The sequence below is a fragment of the Yoonia sp. MH D7 genome (assembly GCF_054439475.1).
Window position 1 is genome coordinate 2,219,181 of the sequence record NZ_JBTJCF010000001.1, and the last position, 23,810, is coordinate 2,242,990.

Below are 23,810 nucleotides of genomic sequence, written 5' to 3' on the forward strand. Positions count from 1 at the left end.
ACGCAACTTCGGAGACCCTGCATGATCATCGTCGCCCGCACCGACCCGCATGACCCGCAAGCCACGGCGCTTTTGCAGTCCAGTCATGCCTTGATGCAAAGCCTGTTTCCGCCCGAAGACAACTTCTACATGTCTATCGACGATCTATGTGCCGACAACATCTGTTTCTTCACAGCACGCGAAAACGAAACCGTTTTAGGCACCGGCGCGCTGGCTGTCAAAGACGGCTACGGCGAAATCAAATCAATGTTTGTATCCGAGGATGCACGTGGCAAAGGGGTCGGTGACGCACTGCTGCGTCAAATCGAAGACCAAGCTAAAATCGAATTCCTGCGCATCCTGAAACTGGAGACCGGAAATGTGCTGCATGCGGCCCACAGGCTCTACGCAAGACACGGCTTTATCCCGTGCGAACGCTTCGGCGATTATGCCGATGCGCCCTCCTCCATTTTCATGGAAAAGACGCTTTAATCGTCTTTTTTGGCGGCTTGCGCAGCTTTCATACGTGCAAGCAGTTCTTCCTTGCTCTCACGCTCGCCAAACGGCTTCTTCTTAGAGCCGTGCGCGTTATGCTCAAGGTGCTTTGGTGCTTTTTTGCTCAACTTCGGCGCTCCAGATGCTTTGTAGTCCATGATCGGTCCTTTTGATTTGCCGCGTCTTTACCACGGCACAAAACCTTATGCACTCGAAAGCAGCGGGTAAAATCAGATACCGGTCGCCACAAATGCCACACCAAAATATGCGACCATAATCGCCAAACAAAACATTTTCATCATCACTGTCACCTAAGTTTTTTTTTAGCCTTACAGCGGTTAGAACAAGACCGGATAGGGCAAAAATCGATATCTGGCACCAGAATACAAAAGCAGATGCAAAGCGGTCACAGAAAGGTGAGGTAAAGGCTTTGCACATAAAGTCGCCTCAGCTTCATTCAAAGGAATCACTTCACGACAAAACTGATACCGTGTCTTGCGCTGTTGGCACTTTGGACAGGCACAAGCCGTGGCGGGCACAGATTAATAATCGGCAAACAATGAATTTAACAGACGCGCGGGCCCCCTTGCGTCTGCTTTTAGCTTCCCGCACTCTGACATGATCTCTAAAAGGACCGCCAGATGCGCAAATCCGCCCCCCCACTGCTGACCCTCACCATAGCAGACCAAATTGCAAGCGGCGTGCAACGGGCGGTTTTTCCGCATCCCGTTGCTCGAACAAAGCTGATCAAAGTGCTGAAACGCGCAGAAGACATGCCGCCACGCAGCAACTTTAACGGGCGTATGGACAAGCTATTTCCTAGCCTGCGCACCCGCCAAATCCGTAAAGAATATCAGGAATACCTGCATATTATGCTGGCGAACCCTGACCCTGACTTTCACCCGCCGATCAGCCATATGTACGGCTTTGCGATCACAAACCTTGGATTAGGTTGCATCACGGATCGCGTCGAAAACAGCGACGGATCACTGGGGCAAACGGTGGGCGCCAAGGCCAAGGCAGGTACACTGACGGACGAAGATCTCGCGCTGCTCAACGACGCCATTGGCCGGATATACCGCTACAATATCCGCGCTAGCGACATGAACCCAAATAATTTTGTTATCGGGCGGCGCGATACCGGCGGCGGCATAGGTCCAAAAGAATGTGTGCTGGTTGACGGTTTTGGCGATATCCACGCGGTGCCTGTGCGGTCAATGGCAAAGTGGTCAAACAGAATGGGTCTGGATGACAGCGCCAGCCGGCTTGCCCGCAACACAGGGCTGACGTGGGATAAAACCACACGTCAGCTTTCCCGTTAACTCTGTTAAATAAACCTGTCCCATCGGCACCAGCCTGCGCCGCCAACATTGCTCCCAATCGTCACGACAGACCAAACCCGCGTCGCGCATTACTTTCCCGCAGCAGCCCGCACCGCAGATAGCGTCGCCCCCGTCGACAACGCCTCTTCGTCGATCTTGCAGGCAATAATCGCGACCGTGCCACTTGCCTTGGCGCGGGCGAAGGCTCCGGCAAACTGCGCGCCATCCGTCACCAATTCACCGTGACCGCCATATGCTTTTGCGAGTGCCACAAAATCAGGATTGGTCAACATCGTACCGGATACACGGCCCGGATAATGCTTTTCCTGATGCATACGGATCGTGCCGTAGCGGCCATTATCCATCACAATCACAATCGGCTTGGCCCCATGCTGCACAGCAGTCGACAACTCATTACAGGTCATCTGGAAACAGCCATCCCCCGCCAGACAAACCACATCGCGGTCAGGATACTGCAAAGACGCCGAAATCGCCGCAGGAAACCCATACCCCATAGAGCCAGACGTCGGCGCCAGTTGCGTGCCATGCTGCTTATAAACGAAATAACGATGCAACCACGCCGCATAATTCCCCGCGCCATTGGTCAAAACCGCATCATCTGACAAATTCGCGGACAACCACGAAATCACCTGCTCCTGTTTCACCGCACCGGGGCTTTCAAACGGCACAATCCAGCCCTCGTAATCCGCCCGCGCAGCAACCCGCCACTGGTCCCAACGTGGCTGTAACTCCATCGTCGCCGCCGTAATCGCCAACTGCTTCACCGCAGACGCACCATCACAAACATAGGCAATATCCGCGCCATAAACGCGGCCAATCTCATCCGCATCACAATGAATATGCAGAATCGTTTTCGCAGGATCGCTTGGGTCCACCAATGTATACCCCTGCGTCTCGATATCGCCAAAACGGGTGCCGATCAGCAGCAAGCAATCCGCCTCGCGAACACGGGCAGCCAACTTCGGGTTCACCCCAACATTCAAATCACCCGCGAAATGCGAATGCCTGTTATCGATATAATCCTGACGGCGGAAACTTGTGACAACAGGCGCACCCGTCAGTTCACACAACCGCGCAATAGCCGCACTCGCTTGCGCATCCCACTGCGAGCCACCAACCACAATCAAAGGCGCCTCTGCAGCCATCAACGCCATCAAAATATCTGGCCCAACACGTCCCGCACCCTGCGTCACCTGCCCGACAAAATCAGGCACATCTGCCTGCGCACTCAACATATTCTCAGGCAGCGCCAACACCACTGGCCCCGGTCTGCCCGACTTCGCTACCCGAAACGCACGGGCAATATACTCGGGCAAACGCGCGGTATCATCCACCTGTGCGACCCACTTGGCCAACCCGCCAAACATCGCACGGTAATCGACCTCCTGAAACGTCTCGCGATCCGTCATACGGTTATCAATCTGGCCAACAAACAACACCATCGGCGTGCTATCCTGTTGCGCGATATGCACCCCCGCACTGGCATTGCAGGCCCCTGGCCCGCGGGTCACGAAACAAACACCAACCTCGCCCGTCATCTTGCCATGCGCCTCGGCCATCATCGCGGCACCACCTTCATGGCGGCACACGACATTCTGGATGCCGCTATCATATAGCCCGTCCAACGCCGCCAGAAAACTCTCGCCCGGCACCGAGAACACCCGCTGCACGCCCAGTTTTTCCAACTGGTCACTTAAAATCTTCCCACCATGCCGCAACATTCCAAATCTCCCTTACGCGTTTGCGCACAGCATGTGTCAGCCCTTGCGCAGTAGCAAGACAGGCAGATTAGTTTATATCGAACTTCAGCATATAAAAGGAACGATACTATGACAAAACTTCTGGGTATTTCCGGATCACTACGCGCGGCTTCAACCAATACGACATTGCTGCGCCATGCTGCGGATATTTTTGGCGCTGACAGCTTTACACTGGGTGATCTCAATCTGCCGCTTTATAATGGCGACGACGAGGACAAACACGGCATTCCAGCGGCTGCGCAAACCCTAGCCGACCAGATTGGTGAGGCAGACGCGGTCATTATCTCAACCCCCGAATACAATAAATCCATCTCTGGCGTGCTGAAAAACGCGCTGGATTGGGTCAGCCGCACCGAAGGCAACGTCTGGAAAAACAAGCCGGTGGCGATCCTGTCGGCAACCGCAGGGCGTGCAGGCGGCGAGCGGGCGCAATCAGCCTTGCGTCTTTGCATGGTGCCATTTGATGCCAACCTGTTGCAATCACCCGAAGTTTTGATCTCTGCCAGCTTCTCCGCGTTTGATGATGGTGGCAAATTGAAAGATGAGGTTGCGGTGAAATTCCTGACGGTATTGATGGATGACCTGCGCACGCACCTCTAAAGGCTGCGCTCTGCCCGAAATTCATCAGGCACATCATCACGCCCTTCAAGCACAAGGTCGGCCATCACCTGGCCGATCTTGGGGGCCATGCCAAAACCGATCTTGAACCCGCCATTCACCACAAAAGCTCCGCGTTGAAACGGATGCGCTCCCAACATGGGCGCTCTGCTGCGACTGCGCGGGCGCACCCCCGCCCAGCGCGCAACGACCGGTGCATCCGCCAGCACGGGAAACACGGCACGCGCTTTTAAAATCACCGCCTCCAGCAAATTATCCGTCACCGATCCGTCGGCAAAATCACGCTCTGTTGTTGACCCAATCGCCACGGTGCCATCAAAATGCGGCACGATATGCAGGGTCTCTGCAAAGAGCTGCGGCAACCCCACAGCATCAAAACGCAGCAATGCGCCCTGCCCTTTCACACCCGCACCAACAAGGCGCGTATGTCGGGCGGTCATCTCGTCCAATCCACGCCAGCCCGTCGCCCAAACCACAGCGCCCTCTTGCGCCCCCTGCGTGACAATCTCGCCGCCAATAGCCTCGAACGCCATAGCCAAGGCCCGCGTTGCAGCCTGTGGATGAATGGATGCGGTCAGGGTATCGCGCACGACCAAGCCGCTGGCACTCGGTGGCGTCCACGGCACATCAGCCGCCTGCATGACCTCCCACACCGCCGCATCACCCCACAACTCCTGCGCCGAAACCGCCCGCGCCCGCGCCAAAGCAATCGCAGCATTATCCGCCAAGGGCTGTAACCGACCCGACCTGCAATAACCCGTCGGCAACCCCGTGCGCGCGCTGACCTCGTCCCAAAAATCCGCTTGCATCAAAAGGCTCTCCAGCTGGAACTGCTTTTTCACATTCCACTGTTCAGGCACATGTGGGGCCAACGCGCCCACGACACCGCCACTGGCCCCTGATGCCACACCATTCGGATCAATCACCCGCACCTTTGCCCCGCGCAGCCCACAGGCATAAGCCACCGTCAGCCCAAAAATGCCTGCCCCGAATACTGTCACATCTACCGTTGCCATAAACCACCTTACCGTCCATTGATAACCGACCCATAAGGCAAACACCGATGACCGACCAGACAGCATCGCTTACTTGGCGCGACACAGATGCAGGGCGCGTCCCTGTGTCTGATCAGTTCGACGACCCCTATTATTCGCTGGTCGGTGGTCTGGATGAAACCCGCCACGTGTTTATCCAAGGCAACAACCTTCCTGCACGCTTTACGACGCCGTTGCAAATTGCCGAGTTGGGCTTTGGCACAGGCCTGAACCTGCTGGTCACATGGGCCGCATGGGCCGCCACACAGGACCGCGCGCCGCTGCATTTCACCTCGTTCGAAGCATATCCGATGGCAAAGTCCGACATGAAAGCAGCTCTTGCTGCCTTCCCGGAAATTGCCCCCCTCGCACAGCACCTTCTCACCCTGTGGTCGCCAAACGGTGGCTCCGTCGAACTTGCCGACGGATTAACCCTGAATGTGATCCTCGGTGACGCGCGCGAAACGGTGCCTGCATGGACCGGCCTCGCCGATGCATGGTTCCTCGACGGTTTCTCGCCCGCGAAAAACCCGCAACTCTGGGAACCCGCCCTGCTGAAATCCGTCGGCGATCACACCGCACCAAACGGCACTGCGGCGACCTACTCTGCGGCGGGTCATGTGCGCCAATCGCTCGGCGCGGCAGGCTTCACCGTCAGCCGTGTGCAAGGGTTCGGGACCAAGCGGCACATGACCACAGCGATCAAAACCCATGCAAACTAACACCCGCCTCGGCATTTGGTTGATGATCTGCACGTCCTTCATCTTTGCTGTGCAAGACGGCATATCGCGGCATCTGGCGAGCGAATACAACGTGATGATGATCGTGATGATCCGCTACTGGTTTTTTGCAGCCCTTGTGATCGCCATAGCCAGACGCCAAAAAGGATCAATCCGCAAAGCCGCAGCCACCACACAACCCAAACTGCAAATCTTTCGCGGACTACTGCTCGCGGCAGAAATCTGCGTCATGGTGGCGGCCTTCACCAAATTAGGACTGATCGAAAGCCATGCCATCTTCGCCAGCTACCCACTGCTGATCGCGGCTCTCTCGGGTCCGGTGTTGGGCGAAAGCGTTGGCTGGCGCCGATGGGCCGCGATTGCTGTGGGCTTTGTCGGGGTCATTGTTATTTTGCAGCCGGGCATCGGCGTGTTTTCCCCCTACGCCTTCATCCCGCTGACCGCCGCCGCACTCTTTGCGCTCTACGGATTACTGACCCGCTATGCCGCACGACGCGACAGCGCGGCAACATCGTTTTTCTGGACCGGCGTAACCGGAGCCCTCGCCACGACCCTTATCGGCGTCTGGTTCTGGCAACCAATGTCAGGGTCCAACTGGATCTGGATGGGCACGCTTTGCATCACAGGCGTCACCGGACATTTCCTATTGATCAAAACCTACGAGGTCGCAGAAGCCTCTGCCGTGCAGCCCTTTGCTTATTTTCAACTGCTGTTTGCCGTCGCGGTCGGGATGATTATCTTTGGCGAAACCATCACGCCACATGTCGGCCTTGGCGCATTGATCGTGGTCAGCGCGGGACTGTTCACCTTGATACGTGCGCGAAAAATCAACCTCCAGGCCGACTGATCGGGCGTAAACTCTGCGCGGGCGCAGGGCCGCTTGGCGTTGCGGAACCAGCCACAACCGGCACCACGGGAACAGGCACAGGGATCACAACATCAGGCCGGATGCGCGGACGCACCAAAGGCTTGTCGCCAATCAATAACGCCATAAAATCGATCGCCCCCGTCTCACCCGTCAGACGCGCCTCGTAAACAGGGATCGATTCCGTCACCCGCATCACATAATTGCGGGTCTCGCGGAACGGAATATGCTCGATCCAGTCGATCACATCCATTTCACCCACACGCGGATCACCGCGCTCGGCCATCCACGCACGCGGACGGCTTGGCCCCGCATTATAACCCGCCGCCATCATCACAGGCGAATTGCCAAATTGCTCTTGCAACATGCTCAAATACTTGGACCCAAGCCGCGCATTATACCCGGGATCAGCCGTCAATTTACTTTTGGCATAAGGCTCGCCAATCATGCCCGACACCTCTTCGGCGGTGGCGGGCATCAGCTGCATCAAGCCCAGCGCGCCCACAGGACTGCCCACCACTGCGTTAAATTCGCTTTCGCGGCGCGCAATCGACAATGCGAGCGAAGCATCAATAGGCAGGTCCATTTCGGCCAGCGGGTGCAACGGGAAATAAATCGACGGAATCACAATGCCGCGCGCCGCAGCGGTCTTGCCCAGCAAAACCTCAAAATACGGCTCACCCATCTCGGCCAATAGCGCGCCCAATTGCGACAACGCCGTCGCGTCCAGACGCTTACCCACTTCGGCGAAAAACATCGCCGCCGTGCCGCGCTCGTCTGCCTGCAACGCCGTCAGCGCCGCCCGCACCAGATCGTCCTGCAAAAATGATGCCTCGACCCAATCCTTCGGGTCAGACGCCCCCGTCAAGGCAGGGTCCAACGCCAAGCCAAGCTTTTCCGCGGCCAACAACCCGTAAAAACCCGTTTGATGCTGCGCTGCGACGGTATATGCGGCCTTCGCTTTCACCTCATCGCCCAAAACATCATAACTGCGGCCAATCCAATACTGCATCCGGCCTTCGGAAATCGGACTGCCCACGGTGGCATCCGCACGTTGAAAATGCACCAGAGCCACTTCAGGCTGATTAAGATAAGTCAGGGCAACATACCCCGAGATCCACTCCAAATCGGCATAATCGGACCCTTCGGTCAGGAAATGGTTTGCCGCCAGATCATACGCCGATTGCGCACGACCCTCGCGCATTTCCCACCGCGCCAGCATCCTGCGCCAGCTTGCCCAGCGGAACGGTTGGCCCATAGCCTGCACAGACGCGGACCTCGCGCGCAAAATCGCAATCGCATCCGTGTTTTCACCACGATCCGCCAGCCAGTTAAAACGGTCATAAGCAAGCCCTGCATCATCTTTGAGTACCTCTGGCACCATCACCAGACGCACCGCCGCATCGCTCAATTTCTTGATATATCCCACACGCGCCAACACCAACGCCGCCTGCCCCGCATCCAGATGCGGCACCATGCGCTCGGCCTCGGCACTGCGCCAACGCCACAACAACGCGTCAGCGCGGGTCACATGATGGGGTGCCAGAACCTCGGCGTAATGGGTCATCATCGCGTCATGCCCCGTCTGCGACAAGATCGACGCGAGCCACGTATCAATCAGCATCGCATGAGCTTCCGCCTTGCGACCGGTTGCGATCAACGCATCCGCCAGACGCACAGCACCCTCGCCGGTCTCTGGTTTGATCTGGCCAAACCACGCGATAACCGCCGCAGGATCAACCCCGTCAGGGATCGCCTCTTCGCCTTTGGCACGCAAACGGTCCATGCCCGGCCAATCGGGGCGCGCTGCGGTGAACTTTACATAATCGGCAAACACCCCGTCACCAGCGCGCAACCGCATCCACGAAATCAGATCCGTGGTCACAGGGTCCGCGTCGCCCGCAATCGAATAGGCCAGATCCCAATCTTGCGCTGCCTCAATGGCCTCGATTGCGCGCGGATCAACCTCTTGCGCCACACCAGCAACAGGGGCACAAAACATTGCAATCGCAAGGGCCATCAATCGCATCACATGCTCCAGGTGAGTTAGGTAAACACCAATCTAATCTTTGCGCGCATAGCTTCAATGTGAAAACTTGCCCGTCGGCGGAAAGGCGTCTAATGTCCGCGCGATTTCAACGGCCCGCAAACGGGCCACCCCATAAGGATTTGCATCATGTTTAAAGGGTCTATGCCTGCACTTGTCACGCCATTTACGAACGGCAAAGTGGACGTTGATGCACTGAAAAAACTTGTGGAATGGCATATTGAACAGGGCAGCCACGGTCTTGTGCCAGTCGGCACCACAGGCGAAAGCCCGACGCTGACACATGCAGAGCATGATCTGGTGGTGCAAACCGTCGTTAACGCGGCAGCAGGGCGAATCCCCGTGATTGCCGGTGCGGGGTCAAACAACACCGTCGAGACCGTACGCTTGGTCGAGGCCGCAAAAGCCGCTGGCGCAGATGCGGCATTGGTTGTGACGCCTTATTATAACAAGCCGACCCAACGCGGCCTGATCGCGCATTTCACCGCTGCGGCAAACGTCGGCTTACCGATCATCATCTATAACATTCCAGGCCGTTCCGTGGTCGATATGACACCCGAAACAATGGCAACCTTGGCGAAACTGCCCGCAATCGTTGGCGTAAAAGACGCGACCGGCGACCTGTCCCGCGTGCCAAAGCAACGGATGCACTGCGGCCCCGACTTTGTGCAACTTTCCGGCGAAGATGCGACCGCCTTGGGCTATAACGCACACGGCGGCACGGGTTGCATCTCGGTGACCGCGAACATCGCAGCTAGGCTTTGTGCGGAATTCCAAGAAACCACACTGAACGGCGACTATGCCACCGCGCTGACCCAACTCGACCGGCTGATGCCCCTGCACGAAGCCATCTTTATCGAACCGGGCGTTGTCGGCGCAAAATACGGCATGTCGCTTTTGGGCCTGTGCTCCGAAGACGTCCGCTCGCCTCTCACACCACTGACCGACGAGACCAAAGCCGCGATCAAATCAGCGATGCAATTTGCTGGCCTGATCAATTAAACCTCTTGGGGCGCGGGATCATCCCCGCCCCATAACGTCGCGTTCACCCGCCAAAGCCCCCACGCCAATGGCACCGCAGCCACCCCGCCAACGACCAGTGCCAGCGGCTGATCCCCGAAATTCTCGAACATCTGCGTATAGGCGTGAATCGCCCCAAACGTCATACCCGCGTTGAATAACCCGCGACGATTGCCACGCGCCGCCCAAATCACCACAGCAACCAGCAAAAGCGCCCATATAATCGCAAAGGCAGTCTCGCTGATAGACCACGCCGTCATATAAAACCTGTCCAACGCCGCGCGGTAAGTGTCATAATCCTGCGCGCCATTATGGTCATAAACGGTCGGCCCCCAGACATGCTGGCCCACAACATCGCCCCACAGGCTGCCCACCAGAAAACACAGGTTCATTACGATAAACGCCATCACCGCCAAAACCCCCGCCTGACGCTGCACCATAGGCCCCGCCTTCGTGGCGCCCCAAACACAAGCCCCAATCACCGCGCCCATCTGCAAAATACTCAAACTCGGCTCGGGCGAATAAAACGCATACATCGCGTGGCTATAAAACGTACCAGTCTCGAACATCTGCGCAAGCGGCACAATCGCCAGCGCAGTCACAATGCGCAGATCTAGAATGCAGCCCGCCGCAATCAACACACCCGCCGAATACAAATGCAACAACGGCACAGGCAAACCGGTCAAGTCACCTTCCTGCACACCATAAACCAGCCCCGCAAAATGCAGCCCCAGCCCCATTAACAAAATCGCACCACTGGCAAACCGCAGCGTCACACCACCACGCCACACACCAAACAGACCCGCACCCGCAATCACAGCGCCCAGCCCCAACATCATCGCCGTCGCACTATCAGGATAACTCTTGACCAACTCCATGCCCGCGCCAGACGCCAACATGCCCGCACCAATCATAGCGGCGGCATTGCCAAACATGCGGTACAACGCAGCACCCCAGCGCAAAATCACAACCCCCGCAACCGCCGACAAACAACCAACAACCGCCACACTCAGCGCATCGTTTAACCACATCACCATGCCAAACGCCGCCGCGATGATCCCGCCAATCAGCAATGCATTCACCGCCAGCGCCACCATCGCCGCCCGCGCACGGCGCTCGATCTCACGCGCCTGATCCGACCCCAAAATCCCGTCCGCAACCAAAATATCGGTCTGTGCTACATAATACATCGCTCACTCCTGCGCATCATTTCCGCACAGATAGCCCAAACATGAACATCGTTCAAGCTAATTCGAGCGCAACCACCCGTCGCCGTAAATCACCTCGCCACAGCCGCCAAACTGCGCCGCCCGCCCCAACTCCGCCTGCAACCGCACCAACCGCGCACCACTCACCTGCACACCGATCTCCGGCCAGAATGCAGCCACCGCCAATACATCACCGTCGCGTTTCATATCAATCCGACCAATCAAACGATCGCCCTCCATCACAGGAAACACGTAATAGCCGTAACGACGCTTCGGCGCAGGCACAAAAATCTCGATACGATAATGAAAGCCAAACAACCGCTCCGCCCGCTTGCGATCCCGCAGCGCAGGATCAAACGGCGACAAAATCCGCACACGGGTTTGCGGCACGCCCACAACCTCATCCATCACATCGGGCCGCGCCAAAGACCGGCGCACCTTGCCGTCCGCCCCCTCGACATCCACCTCAATCGCGTGACCCTCAGCCAGCGCTGCAATCCCCCACGCCTTCGCCTCCTGCGGCGTCGCCAATGCCCAAAACGCCGCCAATTCGCCACTGGTAGCAAAACCCAAACGATCCAGCGCCGCCCCACACGCCCAATCAACTGTGTCACTTTCAGACACACGGGCATTCAACCGCTCGGCAGGAATAACCCGCTCGGTCAAATCGTAAACTTTGCGAAACTTGTCACGGCGCACCACCGACAGTTGGCCAGAGCGCCACAAATACTCCAGCGCGGTTTTGGACGGATGCCAGTCCCACCAGCCCCCCGACCCACGGCTCTCACCCTTGCCCACATCACCCGACCCACATTCCCCGTGATCGGACACATGACGCAAAACCTCATCAATCTTCTTAGTGAAATCATCACGACGGTCGCTACGCCAACGGCCCTCCAACACAGCAGCATCACGGGCAAACTTGTGCCGCCAATGAACAAACAACCCCATATCAATTGCGGCGGCATCATGGGTCCAATGCTCGAATACATGACGGTCCCGCGCCAAGGCATGCCCCAAAGCATCGGGGCGATACTGCTGCCGCCTGCTCCATAGAATCAGATCATGCGCACGGGCAAAGGTGTTCACACTGTCCAACTGCACAAAACCCAGACCCGCAATCACACCTGCCATATCCGCACTCTTCGCTGCACCGCTCGGGGCAGCACTCAAACCATGACGGCTCAGGAAAATGCGGCGCGCGCGGGTATTATCGATCACAGGTATCGTCATCACGGGGCCCTTTGCGCGGCGTCACATAGCCCACCATACCGCCCGCAAGCGACATTACCAACACAGTCACTCTCTTGTGCAACGCCGCACCATCGCCTATCTGATGAACATGGCCAAGAAACCTGAAAAAACAAACTACAAAGTCCTCGCGGAAAATCGGCGCGCACGCTACGATTACGCGATCGAGGAAGATATCGAAGTCGGCATTATCCTGCTCGGCTCCGAGGTCAAATCCCTGCGGCTCGGACAATCCAACATCGCCGAAAGCTATGCCTCGGTCGACGACGGTGAACTCTGGCTTACCAATTCCTACATCGCACCCTACGACCGCGCGATGTTCGGCCACGAGGAACGGCGCAAACGCAAACTTCTGTGCAAACGCAAAGAACTTGTGCGCATGTGGAACGCTACGAAACGCGAGGGCATGACCATCGTGCCGCTGGTGATGTATTTCAACGATAAAGGGCTGGTCAAACTCAAGATCGCCACCGGTAAAGGCAAGAAAAACCACGATAAACGCGCAACCGACGCGGCGCGCGACTGGGGTCGCCAAAAACAGCGGCTCTTGCGTCACGGTGACTAAGATAGGCAGCGGTGTAGTCCTTGTCAGACCGGACCACTCGGGGTAGTCAGACGGGGTATTTCTCAACGGAGGCCACCCATGTCAAACGCCAAACAAGATGACCCCAAAACACTGGTCAGCACCGATTGGCTGGCCGCCCACCTCAAAGACCCCGACCTGCGGATCATCGACGCCTCATGGTATATGCCCGACACAGGTCGCGACGGCGCTGCCGAATACGCCGCCGAACACATCCCGGGCGCACGGTTCTTTGACATCGACGACATCTCCGACCACCGCTCCGAGCTGCCACATATGGTGCCGCCGGTTGAAAAATTCATGTCGCGGATGCGCGCGATGGGCGTGGGCGACGGACATCAAGTGGTGATCTACGACGGCTCCGGCCTGTTTTCTGCCGCCCGCGTGTGGTGGCTTTTCCGGCTGATGGGCAAAACCGACGTGGCCGTACTCGACGGCGGTCTTCCGAAATGGAAATCCGAAGGGCGCGCGCTCTCTGATATGCCGCCTGTTGTGCGCGACCGACACATGACCGTCAGCCGGCAAAACCAGATGGTCCGCGACGTGACCCAAATTGCACGCGCCGCCAAACTCGGCGACCACACCATCATCGACGCCCGCAGCGCCTCTCGCTTCAAAGGCGAAGCACCAGAACCACGCGAAGGACTGCGCGCAGGCCATATCCCCTCATCGCGCAACGTGTTCTTTGGCGATCTGATCAATCAGGGCGGTACCCTGAAAACCGTCGCCGAAATCCGCGAAATCATGGACGCGGCAGGCGTTGACCTTGCCAAACCCGTCATTACCACCTGTGGATCAGGCGTGACTGCCGCAATTATATGCCTTGCCCTTGAACGGATCGGCAAAACAGATCACGCACTCTACGATGGGTCATGGTCCGAATGGGGCATGTACGACGACCTTCCAATAGCTACCGGAGCCGCATAATGCTAGAAAATCTAAACGCCCAACCCACCGATAAAATCCTGGCCCTTATGGCCGCCTACCGCGAAGATCCGCGCGACACCAAGGTCGATCTTGGCGTCGGCGTCTACAAAGACGCAACCGGCAACACCCCCGTTATGCGCGCCGTGAAAGAGGCCGAAAAGCGGCTGCAAAAAGAACAAACCACAAAAGCCTATGTCGGCTTGGCTGGTGATCCGGCCTTCTCTGACGCGATGATCAGCCTTATCTTGGGCGATACGCTTGCTCGTAACCGCATCGCCGCAGTGGCCACGCCCGGCGGCACAGGCGCGATCCGCCAAGCACTGGAACTGATCAAACTCGCCGAACCAAATGCGACAGTCTGGCTGTCGGACCCCACATGGCCAAACCACCCGTCGATCATCAATTACCTCGGTATGAAATCCAAAACCTACCGGTACTTTGACGCCAAAACCCGCAACGTCGATTACGTCGGCATGCTGACCGACCTCGGCGCGGTCCTGCCGGGCGATGTGGTCTTGCTGCACGGCTGCTGCCACAACCCGACGGGCGCAAACCTGACCATGCCGCAATGGGACGGCGTCATCAAATTGCTGCAAGAGAAATCGGCCGTTCCCTTTGTCGACATCGCCTATCAAGGCTTCGGCGACGGGCTGGACGACGACGCACGCGCAACCCGCAAAGTTGCCGCCGCGTTTGACAACGTGCTGATTGCCGCGTCTTGCTCGAAAAACTTCGGCATTTACCGTGAACGGACGGGCATCCTGATGGCCGTTTGCAAAGACGCAGACCAACAGCCGGTGACTCAACAAAACCTCTCGTTTTTGAACCGGCAAAACTATTCTTTCCCTCCCGACCACGGCGCACGGGTTGTGACCACGATCCTGAACGACCCGAAACTGCGTGCCGATTGGGAAGCAGAGCTTGAAGAAACCCGCAACACCATGCTGTCGTTGCGCAAAATGCTCGCCGACGAGCTGCGCCGCCTGACAAACTCGGACCGTTTTGATTTTCTCGCGGATCATCGCGGCATGTTCAGCCAGCTTGGCACCACGCCCGAACTGGTTGAAAAACTGCGCGCCGACCACGGTATCTACATGGTCAGCGACAGCCGCATGAACATCGCAGGGCTTAACGAGAAAACCGTGCCGATCCTTGCGCGCGCCATCGTCGCCGCAGGCATCTAAACGACTGTCATCTAAACGAGTGGCGCGGGGATAACTCCGCGCCAAAATGCTGCACTTGCAAATGATCCTTGCGATCAGGCGCGCAACAATCTAACCCTTGCATCAATAATTTTGATACAAAGGTGCGCCACCATGTCATTCCGCTTGCAACCAACACCCCCTGCCCGTCCAAATCGCTGCCAACTTTTTGGACCCGGATCAAACACCAAACTTTTCCCGAAAATGGCCGCCAGCGACGCCGACGTGATTAACCTCGATCTCGAAGACAGTGTCTCACCCTCCGACAAAGACACCGCCCGCATCAATATCATCGAGGCGATCAACACCATCGACTGGGGCACCAAAACCCTGTCCGTGCGCATCAACTCGCTCGACACGCCTTACTGGTATCGCGATGTGGTGGACCTTTTGGAACAGGCAGGCGAGCGCCTTGACCAGATCATGATCCCCAAAGTCGGTTGCGCCGCTGACATCTACGCCGTTGACGCCCTCGTCACGGCCATCGAGACCGCAAAAAACCGCACCAAAAAGATCAACTTCGAGGTCATCATCGAATCCGCCGCAGGCCTCGTGAATGTCGTTGAGATCGCCGCATCCTCACCGCGCATGGTCGCCATGTCGCTTGGCGCTGCTGATTTTGCCGCCTCGATGGGCATGCAAACCACCGGCATCGGCGGCACCCAAGACAACTATTACATGCTGCACGCAGATACCCGCCACTATTCCGACCCTTGGCACTGGGCACAAACCGCCATTGTCGCCGCCTGTCGCACCCACGGCATCCTGCCCGTCGACGGACCCTTTGGCGATTTTTCCGACGACGAAGGCTACCGCGCCCAAGCCCGCCGCTCTGCCACCCTCGGCATGGTCGGTAAATGGGCGATCCACCCCAAACAAATCGCCCTCGCCAACGAGGTCTTCACCCCCTCCGCCGAAGCCGTTGCAGAAGCGCGCGAAATCCTTGCCGCTATGGCCGAAGCCACAGCCAAAGGCGAAGGGGCCACCGTCTACAAAGGACGGCTTGTCGACATCGCCTCAATCAAGCAGGCTCAGGTCATCGTAAAACAATCCGAACTGATCGCAGGCTAATCCGCACGCTGCGCGCGTCCCTTAGACGTTGCGCAGCGGCCCCACGCCCCTTATATCTGCTGTTAACAACTACAGGGGCGCCCGATGATCCAATATCTTGAATTCGAAAAACCACTGGCCGAAATCGAAGGCAAAGCCGAAGAGCTGCGCGCAATGGCCCGTGGCAACGAAGACATGGACATCGAAAAAGAGGCCGCCGCGCTTGATAAAAAAGCGACGGACCTTCTGACGAAACTTTACAAAGACCTGACGCCATGGCGCAAATGCCAGGTGGCGCGCCACCCAGAGCGTCCCCATTGCACCGACTACATTAACGCCCTGTTCACCGAATACACACCGCTGGCAGGCGACCGTAACTTCGCTGACGACCACGCGGTCATGGGCGGCATCGCACGGCTTGACGGACGCCCCTTGATGGTGATCGGCCATGAGAAAGGTAACGACACCAAATCGCGGATCGAGCATAATTTCGGCATGGCCCGCCCCGAAGGGTATCGCAAAGCGATCCGTCTCATGTCACTTGCCGACAAATTCGGCCTGCCCGTCATCACCCTCGTAGACACCCCCGGCGCCTACCCCGGCAAAGGCGCGGAAGAACGCGGCCAATCCGAAGCCATCGCACGCTCGACCGAGAAATGCCTCGACCTCAGCGTGCCACTGATCTCGGTTGTGATCGGCGAAGGTGGCTCTGGCGGCGCTGTCGCGTTCGCCACCGCCAACCGCGTTGTGATGCTCGAACACTCGATCTACTCGGTCATCAGCCCCGAGGGCTGCGCATCGATCCTGTGGAAAGACGGCGGCAAAATGCGCGAAGCTGCTGACGCACTGAAACTGACCGCACAAAACCTCAGCGAACTGGGCGTCTGCGACGTTGTGATCCCCGAACCAATGGGCGGCGCACACCGTGACAAAGCAGCTTCAATAAAATCGGTCGGTGCTGCGATTACAAAAATCCTCGTCGAGATGGAAACGAATACCCCCGATGCGATCCGCAGAGCGCGACGCAGCAAATATCTGGCTCTCGGTTCAAAAGAGTTGGCGGCCTAAGCCCCCAACCTCTTACCACATCGTATCGCGGGCGCGGCTGGCCCAAGTGGCATCATAAGTCGCGCCATCAAACCCGGCTTCGATCTCGGTCAAAATTTCGCCCAGCGTCGGCAGACCGTCACTATCGTCGCCACCATTCCACGTCTGCGCACGCATCAACGCGCGGGCGCACTGGATGTAAACTTCACCCACATTCACCACAATCACACAGCGCGGCCTGCGCCCTTGATCCGTAAAACGGTCCAGCAGGTCCGCATCAGCATGCACCTCTGCGGTTCCATTCACGCGCATCACATTGTTCGACCCGCGCACCATAAACATCAGGCTGACACGCCCGTCGGCGACGATATTTCGCAAACAATCAATGCGGTTATTACCGCGCCAATCCGGCATCAACAGGGTCTTGGGATCCGCGATCTCCACCACAGGGCCATCGTCACCACGCGGGCTACCATCGGTGCCATCAGGCCCAACAGTGGTCAAAACACAAAAACGCGACATACCGATCCATTTGGCATAAAGCGGCGTCAGATGGTCGGTAACTTTTTTGATCGACGCAGGCGTAGAGGGACCGTAAATCGCCTGTAACTGAGCAATATCCGTAACCTTAGCCATGAAATCCGGCCTCCACCAACAACGCATCAGAGCGCGCCTCGACATCCGCCTCCAGCTTTTTCATAAACTCAGGCAATGGTATTCCCGGCGCAATCACAGGCAAGAATTCAACCACGGCAACACCAGGATGACGGAAAAACCCGCGCTTGGGCCAGAACACCCCCGCATTGGTCGCCACAGGCACACAAGGCTGGCCCATGTCGCGGTATAACGCGCCAGCGCCAATCTTATAGGGCGCCTTTACACCTGGTGCGATACGGGTGCCCTGCGAGTAAATAATCAACTGACCCGGCAACGACTTGCCCGATTTCACACTCGCCAACATGTTCTTGATCGCCATCCCGCGCTGGCCGCGCTTGACCGGAATACATCCGATGCGCAGCGCGAATTGACCCAATACAGGAGCATATTTGAGAATATCCTTAAAGATAAACTTCCCAAGTGGCATCGCGTTATAAATCATCAAAACGTCAAGAAACGACTGATGCTTGGCCGCGACCAAAGCTTCGTAGGTCGGCGGCTCGCCTCGCACCTCAACGCGCAGACCGATCATCCACTTGGCGGACCAGAACACATAGCGGCAATAGGCATGACAGGCCGAAATCGCACCATGCGTCGAGTAAATCGCCCACGGCGCCCACAAAATCCCCACCACCAACATCGCCACGTACATTTGCAGATTAAAAATCACCGACCGGATCATCTGAATAGCATATCTCATGACTGCTCTCTCAAGGTTTTCAACGCAGCCGCACGGGTTGCAAAAAACGCAACAATTGCGGCCAGAGGCGGAACAATCAATGGCCAGAACCAATGCATGCCCTGAAACCCGAGACCGGTCAAAAATCCGCCCGCCACATCGGTCGAGGGCAACATCAACACCGCCAAAATTCCCGCCGCCGTTCCAATCGCCGCCCCCCCTAGGGCACGCAACGTGAACCTGCGCACAAACGCACGCGCAATATAAATATCACGCGCACCCACCAAACGCAGCACGCGGATCACCTGCGCATTCGCAGCTAGCGCAGCCTGAGCCGCCAAGGTAATCATCGCCGCCGTAGACGCCCCGATCAATATCAGCGCCATCCAGCCCAAACTGCGCAGTCGCGTCGCCGCCGCCACCAGCGGTTCACGCCAACGGGTATGATCATCCAACACTGCACCGGGAACCTCGGCCTGCAATCGGGCGCGCAGCCCAATGGCATCATAGCCGTCACCTTCTTCAATGATCTCGATCAGTTGCGGAATAGGCAGGTCCTCAATCGGCAATTCGGGACCAAACCATGGCTCCAGCAGTTTGCGTTGTTCGTCAGCGGTCAGCGGACGGGCCTGCGCGACACCGGGTGTGGTTTGCAACACCTCGACAGCGGCCAACAACTGGGCATCTGCCTGATCCACGGGCGCCGAAATCCGCAAGGTCGAGGTGCGCGCCAACTCTGCCGACCACCGATCAGCCAACCGGTCCGTAGCCAAAGACAACGCCAGCGCAAACACCGCCAGAAACGCCATCGCGCCTGCGGTAAACAAGGTCAGACGTGCGGTAAATCCGGTCGGCGGCACTGCACGGTCCGCTTGTGGATCACCCGCAACCAGCGCAAACATACGCGACATTTTCACCTTCATAACTCAACCCCTGCCTGCACCAAACGGCGATTTTTCAGGCGCAGCACACGGGTCGTCACCTGCGACTTCGCCGCGCGAATAATATTCATATCATGGGTCGCAATCAGCACGGTTTTGCCCATCCGATTCAACTCGATCAACAGCGTCAGCAACCGCTGCGACATCTCCCAATCAATATTGCCCGTCGGCTCGTCGGCAATAATCACATCAGGCGACATGATCACGGCCCGCGCCAATGCGGCCCTCTGCCGCTCGCCACCCGACAATTGCGGCGGCAACTGGTTGATCTGGTTCTGCAACCCGACCCAGCCCACCAAATCCGTCAAGTTCGCCGCCGCTTCACCCTCGCGCCCCGAAACCGTCAATGGCAGCGCAATGTTGTCCGAGAGCGGCAAATGATCCAAAAACTGGCAATCCTGATGCACGACACCAATCCGCCTACGCGCCAACGCCACCGCATCACGGTCCATCAACGCGGCATCCTCGCCGAATAAACGCACCTGCCCGCCCGTCGCCAACAAATCACCATAACACAACTTTAACAGCGTTGTTTTACCCGCACCCGAAGCGCCAGTTAGAAAATGGAACGATCCAGGAGCAAGATTTAGCGAAACTTCACTAAACAATTCCGCGCCACCATAGCTATAAGCCACGTTATCAAGGTCAATCACGGCACCATCCTTTAGCCTGTTGCGCCTGTTCTGCCCAAATTTGCAACAGTTATCAATGTTATCACACACGAAACCGTCGCATTCATTGGCCTTTCTTTTGCCTTTGGGTAAATAATAGTTAAGTAAGTTGCACAAAGATGCGACATGACGGGCACAAAGGGAACTTGAAATGCGGCTGATCTGTCCAAACTGCGGAGCGCAATACGAAGTAGCCGACGGCGTTATCCCGCCAAACGGTCGTGATGTGCAATGCTCAAACTGCGCACATACCTGGTTTAAAACCTATGGCACATCTGATGACGACGATGACTTTTCCGATGACATCGCAGCCCCCATCGCAGATATCGATGATGAAAATGACGTCGACGACGACGACTCTGACGATCTCGACGGCGACGTCGAACCATGGGGCGCAGAAGTTTACGCCGCCCAACCTGCCGCACCGGTAAGGCCTGCGCCGAAACCCGCCCCGCAACGTCAGGAACTCAATCCCGCCATTGCAGACATCCTGCGCGAAGAAGCGGCCCGCGAAGCTGCCACAAGGCGCGCCGAAGCCGAAGCGATGGAAAACCAACCCGACCTTGGCCTCGATAGCGCAAACGCAGCCCCCGACCAGCGCTCTGCCGAGGCACAAGAACGCATGGCCGCATTGAAAGGCGAGCCTGCGCCACCAGTCCCAAGCCGCGCCGCAATCGCCGCCGCCTCACGGGGCGATTTGTTACCCGACATCGAAGAAATCAATTCCAGTCTGCGATCGGCAACCGAGCGCGGGATGACATTTCCCGATCCACTGCCCGAACCAAAAATGCGCAAACGCGGTGCAAGACGCGGCTTTTTCGGCATGTTGTTGATCTTGGGCATCCTTGCAGCGATCTACATCTTTTCGTCTGAAATTCGCGAAATGGTACCCGCTGTTGACGGCCCGCTCACAACCTATGTGGACACCGTAGATAACGGACGGCTCTGGCTTGACGAAAAACTACGCAGCGCCGTAGACGCAATGGTTAGCGAGGACGCGGCGTCAGCCCCACAAGCAGAACCAGCACCTCAAATTGCACCAACCGTCAGCACAGATGCCCCGGAAATGGCGACACCGGACACACCTGCCATCACCGAATAACTCTAAAACTGATCCAGGAGGCGCCGCAGATAATCGCGCTCGGCCTCTGGACGGGCCTGCTCGGCCTGCCGTCTGCGGATCTCGTCCAGCAGTTCCTCCGCGCGGCGATACACATCACCGCCCTGCAACATGTTGTCATCAGTGCCAAACTGTCCGGTATTACCCAACTCGCGCCCCAGCGGATCACGGCGGGCAGGTTCCACACGGCCCGTCGCCTCGCCGCCCTCTTCGACTTGACCCGGCTCTGCTTGATCGCCCTGCGCCAGTGCCTCGCTCAAGGCACGCATACCGCCACGCAACGCATCCATCGCCTCGGCTTGGCTATCAATCGCACCCGCCAAGTCTCCGTCGCGCAACGCGCCTTCGGCCTGATCCATCGCACCCTCGGCCCGATCAAGCGCCCCACGGGCTGCCTCGCCCGCCTCGCCCTTTAAACTGGGCAATGCGTTCTGCTGGCGCTGCAATTCATCGCGCAAGGCCTGCTGGCGCTCTGCCAATGACCCTTCGCCGCCCGTGCCGCCATCGCCCGTCTGACCGTCTGTTGGCTCATTGCCCACACCTTGGCCCTGCCCTTGCTGACCACCCTCAGACGGGTCACCCTCTTGGCCCTCGCCCTGCGGTTCACCTTGGGGCTGGCCCTGCTGGCTTTGCTGATTGGCACGGTCCTGCAAATCGCGAAACGCATCATCAGACAACTGCTCTTGATCCTGCAACGTCTCGCTCAAATCCTGCATCGATTGCTGGCCGGGCGTCCGTGGACCACCTTCACCACCCTCGCCTTGCGTGATGCGCATATTCTCCATCAACTCGTTGAGCTGCTCCATCAGGTCCGCAGCCTCGGCCATGCGCCCCTCTTCCATCAGCTCTTGAATCCGGTCCATCAACGCTTGCAACTCATCTTGCTGGATCGTGGTGCTATCTTCCGACGTATCCGGCTGGTCGGTGCCGTCCTCTGGCTCCATCTGATCAGCCAACATTTGCATGTAGTCATCGGTGGCATCGCGCAACTCTTGCATCAATTCCGCAATCTCGGCTTTCGTGGCCCCATCGCGCATCGCCTCGGCCAGACGCTCTTGCGCACGGCGCAGGCGCTCACGCGCATCAGCCAATGTGCCATCCTCCAACTGGATCGCCAAATCCCACAACGCCTGCACAATCTCGTCCTGCACACCATCGTCCTGCGCGGTCTGGACCACACCACCAACGCCGGCAAACCCTTCCAGCCTGCGAATAATCGCCCGCATGCGCAAATACGTCGTCTCATTGGAAAACAAACCTTCGGGCCTATGCGATATCGCGCGCAAGATCTGCGCTGCCCGCACATAGTTGCTTCGCGACCATATCACATCACGCCGCTGCTCAATCACCGCCTTGGCAAAAGGTTGGAAAAACCGGCGACCAGGCAGCACCATCGGCTCTGCAGGGCTTTCGCCCACTTGCCCCGTCGCATCAACAACCTGCATCGTTAGCGTCACCGGCAGGTTCGCCAGCGGGTGTTCTGACAAATTCTCAACCAAAAACGCCTCGAAATCGGCACGGTCGCCGTTAAACGGCATCGGCAGGTCCAACACCAACGGCGCGATGTCGTCAGGTGCTACGGCCAACCCGTAACGACGGTCAACAGCCTCTAGATCCAGCGCAATTGTCGCGGTGCCACTTTCGATACCATAATCATCAAACCCAACAAACGGCTGCGACATCTCGCCCATCGCGTCCGCATGAACAGGGCCGGTCAATTCGACCAGCGGGGGCGCGTCAGCAACAACCTGCACGTCCCACCCAGCACCATTCTCGCCCTCAATCGCCAAACGACCAGAGGTCTGCGCCACAAAACTCTGCTGGTCTTGCGATGCCGCACCTAAATCCTGCGTGCGCCCCGAAATCGTCTCAGCTACGGTCAGCGCACCAACTTCACCATAAAGGCGTAGCGTTACTTTGCTGCCCTCAGGCACCATCAACAAGCCTTCGGGAATGTCGTTCAGGTAAAGCGCGGGTTTGCCAGTATACGCTGGTGGCGCGACCCAGCCTTCCCAGACGGGACCGGTCGCAATCACATCCCCGCCAAGCCCCTGCCCGCCCACTGTCCCGACGCGCAAAAACGATCCGAACATCAACGCCACGACAAAAAACAATAACGCAACAAACCGAAGCCCAAAAGGATCGCGGTCCGAAATCCTGAGATCAGGCTCGACAGGTTTCGCGTCATGGCTGCGGGTTTCCATGCGGCGCAAATGCGCGGTCCAGACGGCCTCGGATGCGGCATCGCCACGGCCAATCGCCTGCGCATCGCTTAGTGCGGCCAGCGGGCGCCCCTTCAGCGAGGCATCAACCCGCGCCACAGCCTCCGCAACGCTTGGCACCCGAAATCTGCGGACCGCAAACACGATCGCAGCCAGCACCGCGCCAGCCGCCAACACTACAAAAATCCAGAACGCTTCCAGCGGCAAAATGTCCTGCCAGCCAAACATCAGCGCCGCAAGGCAAACAAATACCACCGACCACAACGGCCAGAAACTGCGCACAGCCGATTCGGCAACCATCCCGACACGGGTGGCAAAAATCGGCCATTTTAGATGGCGCATCGGATCAGT

The 23,810-nt window shown here is 57.8% G+C and carries 23 protein-coding genes; 12 read left to right on the top strand and 11 right to left on the bottom strand.

Annotated elements, in window-relative coordinates; translation table 11 throughout:
- Nucleotides 1–21: 21 nt before the first annotated feature.
- The gene (locus ACXLHR_RS10865; protein ID WP_458791452.1) at nucleotides 22–471 is read left to right on the top strand and encodes a GNAT family N-acetyltransferase; all 450 of its coding nucleotides are present in this window, start codon (nucleotides 22–24) and stop codon (nucleotides 469–471) included.
- On the opposite strand, the gene ACXLHR_RS10870 is transcribed toward ACXLHR_RS10865, so the two are convergent.
- Nucleotides 468–632 (bottom strand): hypothetical protein, encoded by a 165-nt coding sequence (locus ACXLHR_RS10870; RefSeq protein WP_458791453.1) that lies wholly within the window; start codon nucleotides 630–632, stop codon nucleotides 468–470. The genes ACXLHR_RS10865 and ACXLHR_RS10870 overlap by 4 nt on opposite strands.
- Nucleotides 633–1,115: 483 nt before the next feature.
- Here ACXLHR_RS10870 and ACXLHR_RS10875 point away from each other — a divergent pair, with 483 nt between their 5' ends.
- On the top strand, nucleotides 1,116–1,796 hold the full coding sequence (locus ACXLHR_RS10875; RefSeq protein WP_458791454.1) for a YrbL family protein: 681 nt from the start codon (nucleotides 1,116–1,118) through the stop codon (nucleotides 1,794–1,796).
- 89 nt (nucleotides 1,797–1,885) lie between these two features.
- Here ACXLHR_RS10875 and ACXLHR_RS10880 read toward each other — a convergent pair whose 3' ends face one another.
- Complete coding sequence (locus ACXLHR_RS10880; RefSeq protein ID WP_458791455.1) at nucleotides 1,886–3,538, bottom strand: thiamine pyrophosphate-binding protein; 1,653 nt, start codon at nucleotides 3,536–3,538, stop codon at nucleotides 1,886–1,888.
- Nucleotides 3,539–3,646: 108 nt separating this feature from the next.
- Between ACXLHR_RS10880 and ACXLHR_RS10885 the strand changes: the two genes are divergently transcribed.
- Nucleotides 3,647–4,177: an NADPH-dependent FMN reductase gene (locus ACXLHR_RS10885; RefSeq protein WP_458791456.1), complete on the top strand. Its 531-nt coding sequence runs from the start codon at nucleotides 3,647–3,649 to the stop codon at nucleotides 4,175–4,177.
- Here the strand turns inward: ACXLHR_RS10885 and ACXLHR_RS10890 are convergent.
- Nucleotides 4,174–5,211: an NAD(P)/FAD-dependent oxidoreductase gene (locus tag ACXLHR_RS10890; RefSeq protein WP_458791457.1), complete on the bottom strand. Its 1,038-nt coding sequence runs from the start codon at nucleotides 5,209–5,211 to the stop codon at nucleotides 4,174–4,176. The genes ACXLHR_RS10885 and ACXLHR_RS10890 overlap by 4 nt on opposite strands.
- Before the next feature lie 47 nt (nucleotides 5,212–5,258).
- On the opposite strand from ACXLHR_RS10890, the gene mnmD reads away from it, so the two are divergent.
- Together mnmD and ACXLHR_RS10900 are read left to right on the top strand one after the other, a co-directional pair.
- The gene (mnmD, locus tag ACXLHR_RS10895) at nucleotides 5,259–5,951 is read left to right on the top strand and encodes a tRNA (5-methylaminomethyl-2-thiouridine)(34)-methyltransferase MnmD (RefSeq protein WP_458791458.1); all 693 of its coding nucleotides are present in this window, start codon (nucleotides 5,259–5,261) and stop codon (nucleotides 5,949–5,951) included.
- Nucleotides 5,941–6,816, top strand: coding sequence for a DMT family transporter (locus tag ACXLHR_RS10900; RefSeq protein WP_458791459.1), 876 nt, complete (start codon nucleotides 5,941–5,943; stop codon nucleotides 6,814–6,816). The genes mnmD and ACXLHR_RS10900 overlap by 11 nt, the downstream gene beginning before the upstream one ends.
- On the opposite strand, the gene ACXLHR_RS10905 is transcribed toward ACXLHR_RS10900, so the two are convergent.
- Nucleotides 6,797–8,863, bottom strand: a complete 2,067-nt coding sequence (locus ACXLHR_RS10905) for a lytic transglycosylase domain-containing protein (RefSeq protein WP_458791460.1) — start codon at nucleotides 8,861–8,863, stop codon at nucleotides 6,797–6,799. The genes ACXLHR_RS10900 and ACXLHR_RS10905 overlap by 20 nt on opposite strands.
- Nucleotides 8,864–9,010: 147 nt before the next feature.
- On the opposite strand from ACXLHR_RS10905, the gene dapA reads away from it, so the two are divergent.
- The gene (gene dapA, locus ACXLHR_RS10910; RefSeq protein WP_458791461.1) at nucleotides 9,011–9,883 is read left to right on the top strand and encodes a 4-hydroxy-tetrahydrodipicolinate synthase; all 873 of its coding nucleotides are present in this window, start codon (nucleotides 9,011–9,013) and stop codon (nucleotides 9,881–9,883) included.
- Here dapA and ACXLHR_RS10915 read toward each other — a convergent pair.
- Complete coding sequence (locus tag ACXLHR_RS10915; RefSeq protein ID WP_458791462.1) at nucleotides 9,880–11,091, bottom strand: hypothetical protein; 1,212 nt, start codon at nucleotides 11,089–11,091, stop codon at nucleotides 9,880–9,882. The genes dapA and ACXLHR_RS10915 overlap by 4 nt on opposite strands.
- Nucleotides 11,092–11,148: 57 nt before the next feature.
- On the bottom strand, nucleotides 11,149–12,342 hold the full coding sequence (locus ACXLHR_RS10920) for a winged helix-turn-helix domain-containing protein (RefSeq protein WP_458791463.1): 1,194 nt from the start codon (nucleotides 12,340–12,342) through the stop codon (nucleotides 11,149–11,151).
- Between the two features lie 109 nt (nucleotides 12,343–12,451).
- Here ACXLHR_RS10920 and smpB point away from each other — a divergent pair, with 109 nt between their 5' ends.
- The 5 genes from smpB to ACXLHR_RS10945 all read left to right on the top strand — a co-directional run bounded on the left by smpB (nucleotide 12,452) and on the right by ACXLHR_RS10945 (nucleotide 17,190).
- Complete coding sequence (gene smpB, locus ACXLHR_RS10925; protein ID WP_458792528.1) at nucleotides 12,452–12,925, top strand: SsrA-binding protein SmpB; 474 nt, start codon at nucleotides 12,452–12,454, stop codon at nucleotides 12,923–12,925.
- A 78-nt stretch (nucleotides 12,926–13,003) separates the two neighbouring features.
- A complete protein-coding gene (gene sseA / locus ACXLHR_RS10930; protein WP_458791464.1) occupies nucleotides 13,004–13,870 on the top strand; it encodes a 3-mercaptopyruvate sulfurtransferase in 867 nt (288 codons plus the stop codon).
- Entirely contained in the window at nucleotides 13,870–15,054 is a 1,185-nt protein-coding gene (locus ACXLHR_RS10935) for an amino acid aminotransferase (RefSeq protein ID WP_458791465.1), read from the top strand. The genes sseA and ACXLHR_RS10935 overlap by 1 nt, the downstream gene beginning before the upstream one ends.
- Nucleotides 15,055–15,186: 132 nt before the next feature.
- Nucleotides 15,187–16,143, top strand: a complete 957-nt coding sequence (locus tag ACXLHR_RS10940; protein ID WP_458791466.1) for an L-malyl-CoA/beta-methylmalyl-CoA lyase — start codon at nucleotides 15,187–15,189, stop codon at nucleotides 16,141–16,143.
- Between the two features lie 84 nt (nucleotides 16,144–16,227).
- Complete coding sequence (locus tag ACXLHR_RS10945) at nucleotides 16,228–17,190, top strand: acetyl-CoA carboxylase carboxyltransferase subunit alpha (RefSeq protein WP_458791467.1); 963 nt, start codon at nucleotides 16,228–16,230, stop codon at nucleotides 17,188–17,190.
- A gap of 12 nt (nucleotides 17,191–17,202) precedes the next feature.
- Here the strand turns inward: ACXLHR_RS10945 and ACXLHR_RS10950 are convergent, their stop codons facing one another.
- Genes ACXLHR_RS10950 through ACXLHR_RS10965 form a run of 4 tightly spaced genes read right to left on the bottom strand, consistent with a single transcriptional unit; the run spans nucleotide 17,203 to nucleotide 20,099 of the window.
- On the bottom strand, nucleotides 17,203–17,805 hold the full coding sequence (locus ACXLHR_RS10950) for a pyridoxamine 5'-phosphate oxidase family protein (protein WP_458791468.1): 603 nt from the start codon (nucleotides 17,803–17,805) through the stop codon (nucleotides 17,203–17,205).
- Nucleotides 17,798–18,526: a lysophospholipid acyltransferase family protein gene (locus tag ACXLHR_RS10955; RefSeq protein WP_458791469.1), complete on the bottom strand. Its 729-nt coding sequence runs from the start codon at nucleotides 18,524–18,526 to the stop codon at nucleotides 17,798–17,800. Before ACXLHR_RS10955 ends, ACXLHR_RS10950 begins: the two co-directional genes overlap by 8 nt.
- Nucleotides 18,523–19,428 (bottom strand): cell division protein FtsX, encoded by a 906-nt coding sequence (locus tag ACXLHR_RS10960; RefSeq protein ID WP_458791470.1) that lies wholly within the window; start codon nucleotides 19,426–19,428, stop codon nucleotides 18,523–18,525. Before ACXLHR_RS10960 ends, ACXLHR_RS10955 begins: the two co-directional genes overlap by 4 nt.
- Nucleotides 19,425–20,099: a cell division ATP-binding protein FtsE gene (locus ACXLHR_RS10965; RefSeq protein WP_458791471.1), complete on the bottom strand. Its 675-nt coding sequence runs from the start codon at nucleotides 20,097–20,099 to the stop codon at nucleotides 19,425–19,427. The genes ACXLHR_RS10960 and ACXLHR_RS10965 overlap by 4 nt, the downstream gene beginning before the upstream one ends.
- Before the next feature lie 169 nt (nucleotides 20,100–20,268).
- Between ACXLHR_RS10965 and ACXLHR_RS10970 the strand changes: the two genes are divergently transcribed.
- Nucleotides 20,269–21,219 (top strand): zinc-ribbon domain-containing protein, encoded by a 951-nt coding sequence (locus tag ACXLHR_RS10970; RefSeq protein ID WP_458791472.1) that lies wholly within the window; start codon nucleotides 20,269–20,271, stop codon nucleotides 21,217–21,219.
- Between the two features lie 2 nt (nucleotides 21,220–21,221).
- On the opposite strand, the gene ACXLHR_RS10975 is transcribed toward ACXLHR_RS10970, so the two are convergent.
- Nucleotides 21,222–23,801 carry a DUF4175 domain-containing protein gene (locus ACXLHR_RS10975; protein ID WP_458791473.1) on the bottom strand — a complete coding sequence of 860 codons (2,580 nt, stop codon included), beginning with the start codon at nucleotides 23,799–23,801 and terminating at the stop codon, nucleotides 21,222–21,224.
- Nucleotides 23,802–23,810: the final 9 nt, after the last annotated feature.

Bases quoted from the DNA above. Each gene is read 5' to 3' on its own strand.
- mnmD (WP_458791458.1), top strand. From the start codon at position 5,259: ATGACCGACCAGACAGCATCGCTTACTTGGCGCGACACAGATGCAGGG.
- ACXLHR_RS10935 (WP_458791465.1), top strand. From the start codon at position 13,870: ATGCTAGAAAATCTAAACGCCCAACCCACCGATAAAATCCTGGCCCTT.
- ACXLHR_RS10905 (WP_458791460.1), bottom strand. From the start codon at position 8,863: ATGCGATTGATGGCCCTTGCGATTGCAATGTTTTGTGCCCCTGTTGCT.
- ACXLHR_RS10900 (WP_458791459.1), top strand. From the start codon at position 5,941: ATGCAAACTAACACCCGCCTCGGCATTTGGTTGATGATCTGCACGTCC.
- ACXLHR_RS10950 (WP_458791468.1), bottom strand. From the start codon at position 17,805: ATGGCTAAGGTTACGGATATTGCTCAGTTACAGGCGATTTACGGTCCC.
- ACXLHR_RS10865 (WP_458791452.1), top strand. From the start codon at position 22: ATGATCATCGTCGCCCGCACCGACCCGCATGACCCGCAAGCCACGGCG.
- ACXLHR_RS10960 (WP_458791470.1), bottom strand. From the start codon at position 19,428: ATGAAGGTGAAAATGTCGCGTATGTTTGCGCTGGTTGCGGGTGATCCA.
- smpB (WP_458792528.1), top strand. From the start codon at position 12,452: ATGGCCAAGAAACCTGAAAAAACAAACTACAAAGTCCTCGCGGAAAAT.
- ACXLHR_RS10945 (WP_458791467.1), top strand. From the start codon at position 16,228: ATGATCCAATATCTTGAATTCGAAAAACCACTGGCCGAAATCGAAGGC.
- ACXLHR_RS10890 (WP_458791457.1), bottom strand. From the start codon at position 5,211: ATGGCAACGGTAGATGTGACAGTATTCGGGGCAGGCATTTTTGGGCTG.
- ACXLHR_RS10920 (WP_458791463.1), bottom strand. From the start codon at position 12,342: ATGACGATACCTGTGATCGATAATACCCGCGCGCGCCGCATTTTCCTG.
- ACXLHR_RS10875 (WP_458791454.1), top strand. From the start codon at position 1,116: ATGCGCAAATCCGCCCCCCCACTGCTGACCCTCACCATAGCAGACCAA.
- dapA (WP_458791461.1), top strand. From the start codon at position 9,011: ATGTTTAAAGGGTCTATGCCTGCACTTGTCACGCCATTTACGAACGGC.
- ACXLHR_RS10870 (WP_458791453.1), bottom strand. From the start codon at position 632: ATGGACTACAAAGCATCTGGAGCGCCGAAGTTGAGCAAAAAAGCACCA.
- sseA (WP_458791464.1), top strand. From the start codon at position 13,004: ATGTCAAACGCCAAACAAGATGACCCCAAAACACTGGTCAGCACCGAT.
- ACXLHR_RS10940 (WP_458791466.1), top strand. From the start codon at position 15,187: ATGTCATTCCGCTTGCAACCAACACCCCCTGCCCGTCCAAATCGCTGC.
- ACXLHR_RS10975 (WP_458791473.1), bottom strand. From the start codon at position 23,801: ATGCGCCATCTAAAATGGCCGATTTTTGCCACCCGTGTCGGGATGGTT.
- ACXLHR_RS10885 (WP_458791456.1), top strand. From the start codon at position 3,647: ATGACAAAACTTCTGGGTATTTCCGGATCACTACGCGCGGCTTCAACC.
- ACXLHR_RS10880 (WP_458791455.1), bottom strand. From the start codon at position 3,538: ATGTTGCGGCATGGTGGGAAGATTTTAAGTGACCAGTTGGAAAAACTG.
- ACXLHR_RS10970 (WP_458791472.1), top strand. From the start codon at position 20,269: ATGCGGCTGATCTGTCCAAACTGCGGAGCGCAATACGAAGTAGCCGAC.
- ACXLHR_RS10915 (WP_458791462.1), bottom strand. From the start codon at position 11,091: ATGTATTATGTAGCACAGACCGATATTTTGGTTGCGGACGGGATTTTG.
- ACXLHR_RS10955 (WP_458791469.1), bottom strand. From the start codon at position 18,526: ATGAGATATGCTATTCAGATGATCCGGTCGGTGATTTTTAATCTGCAA.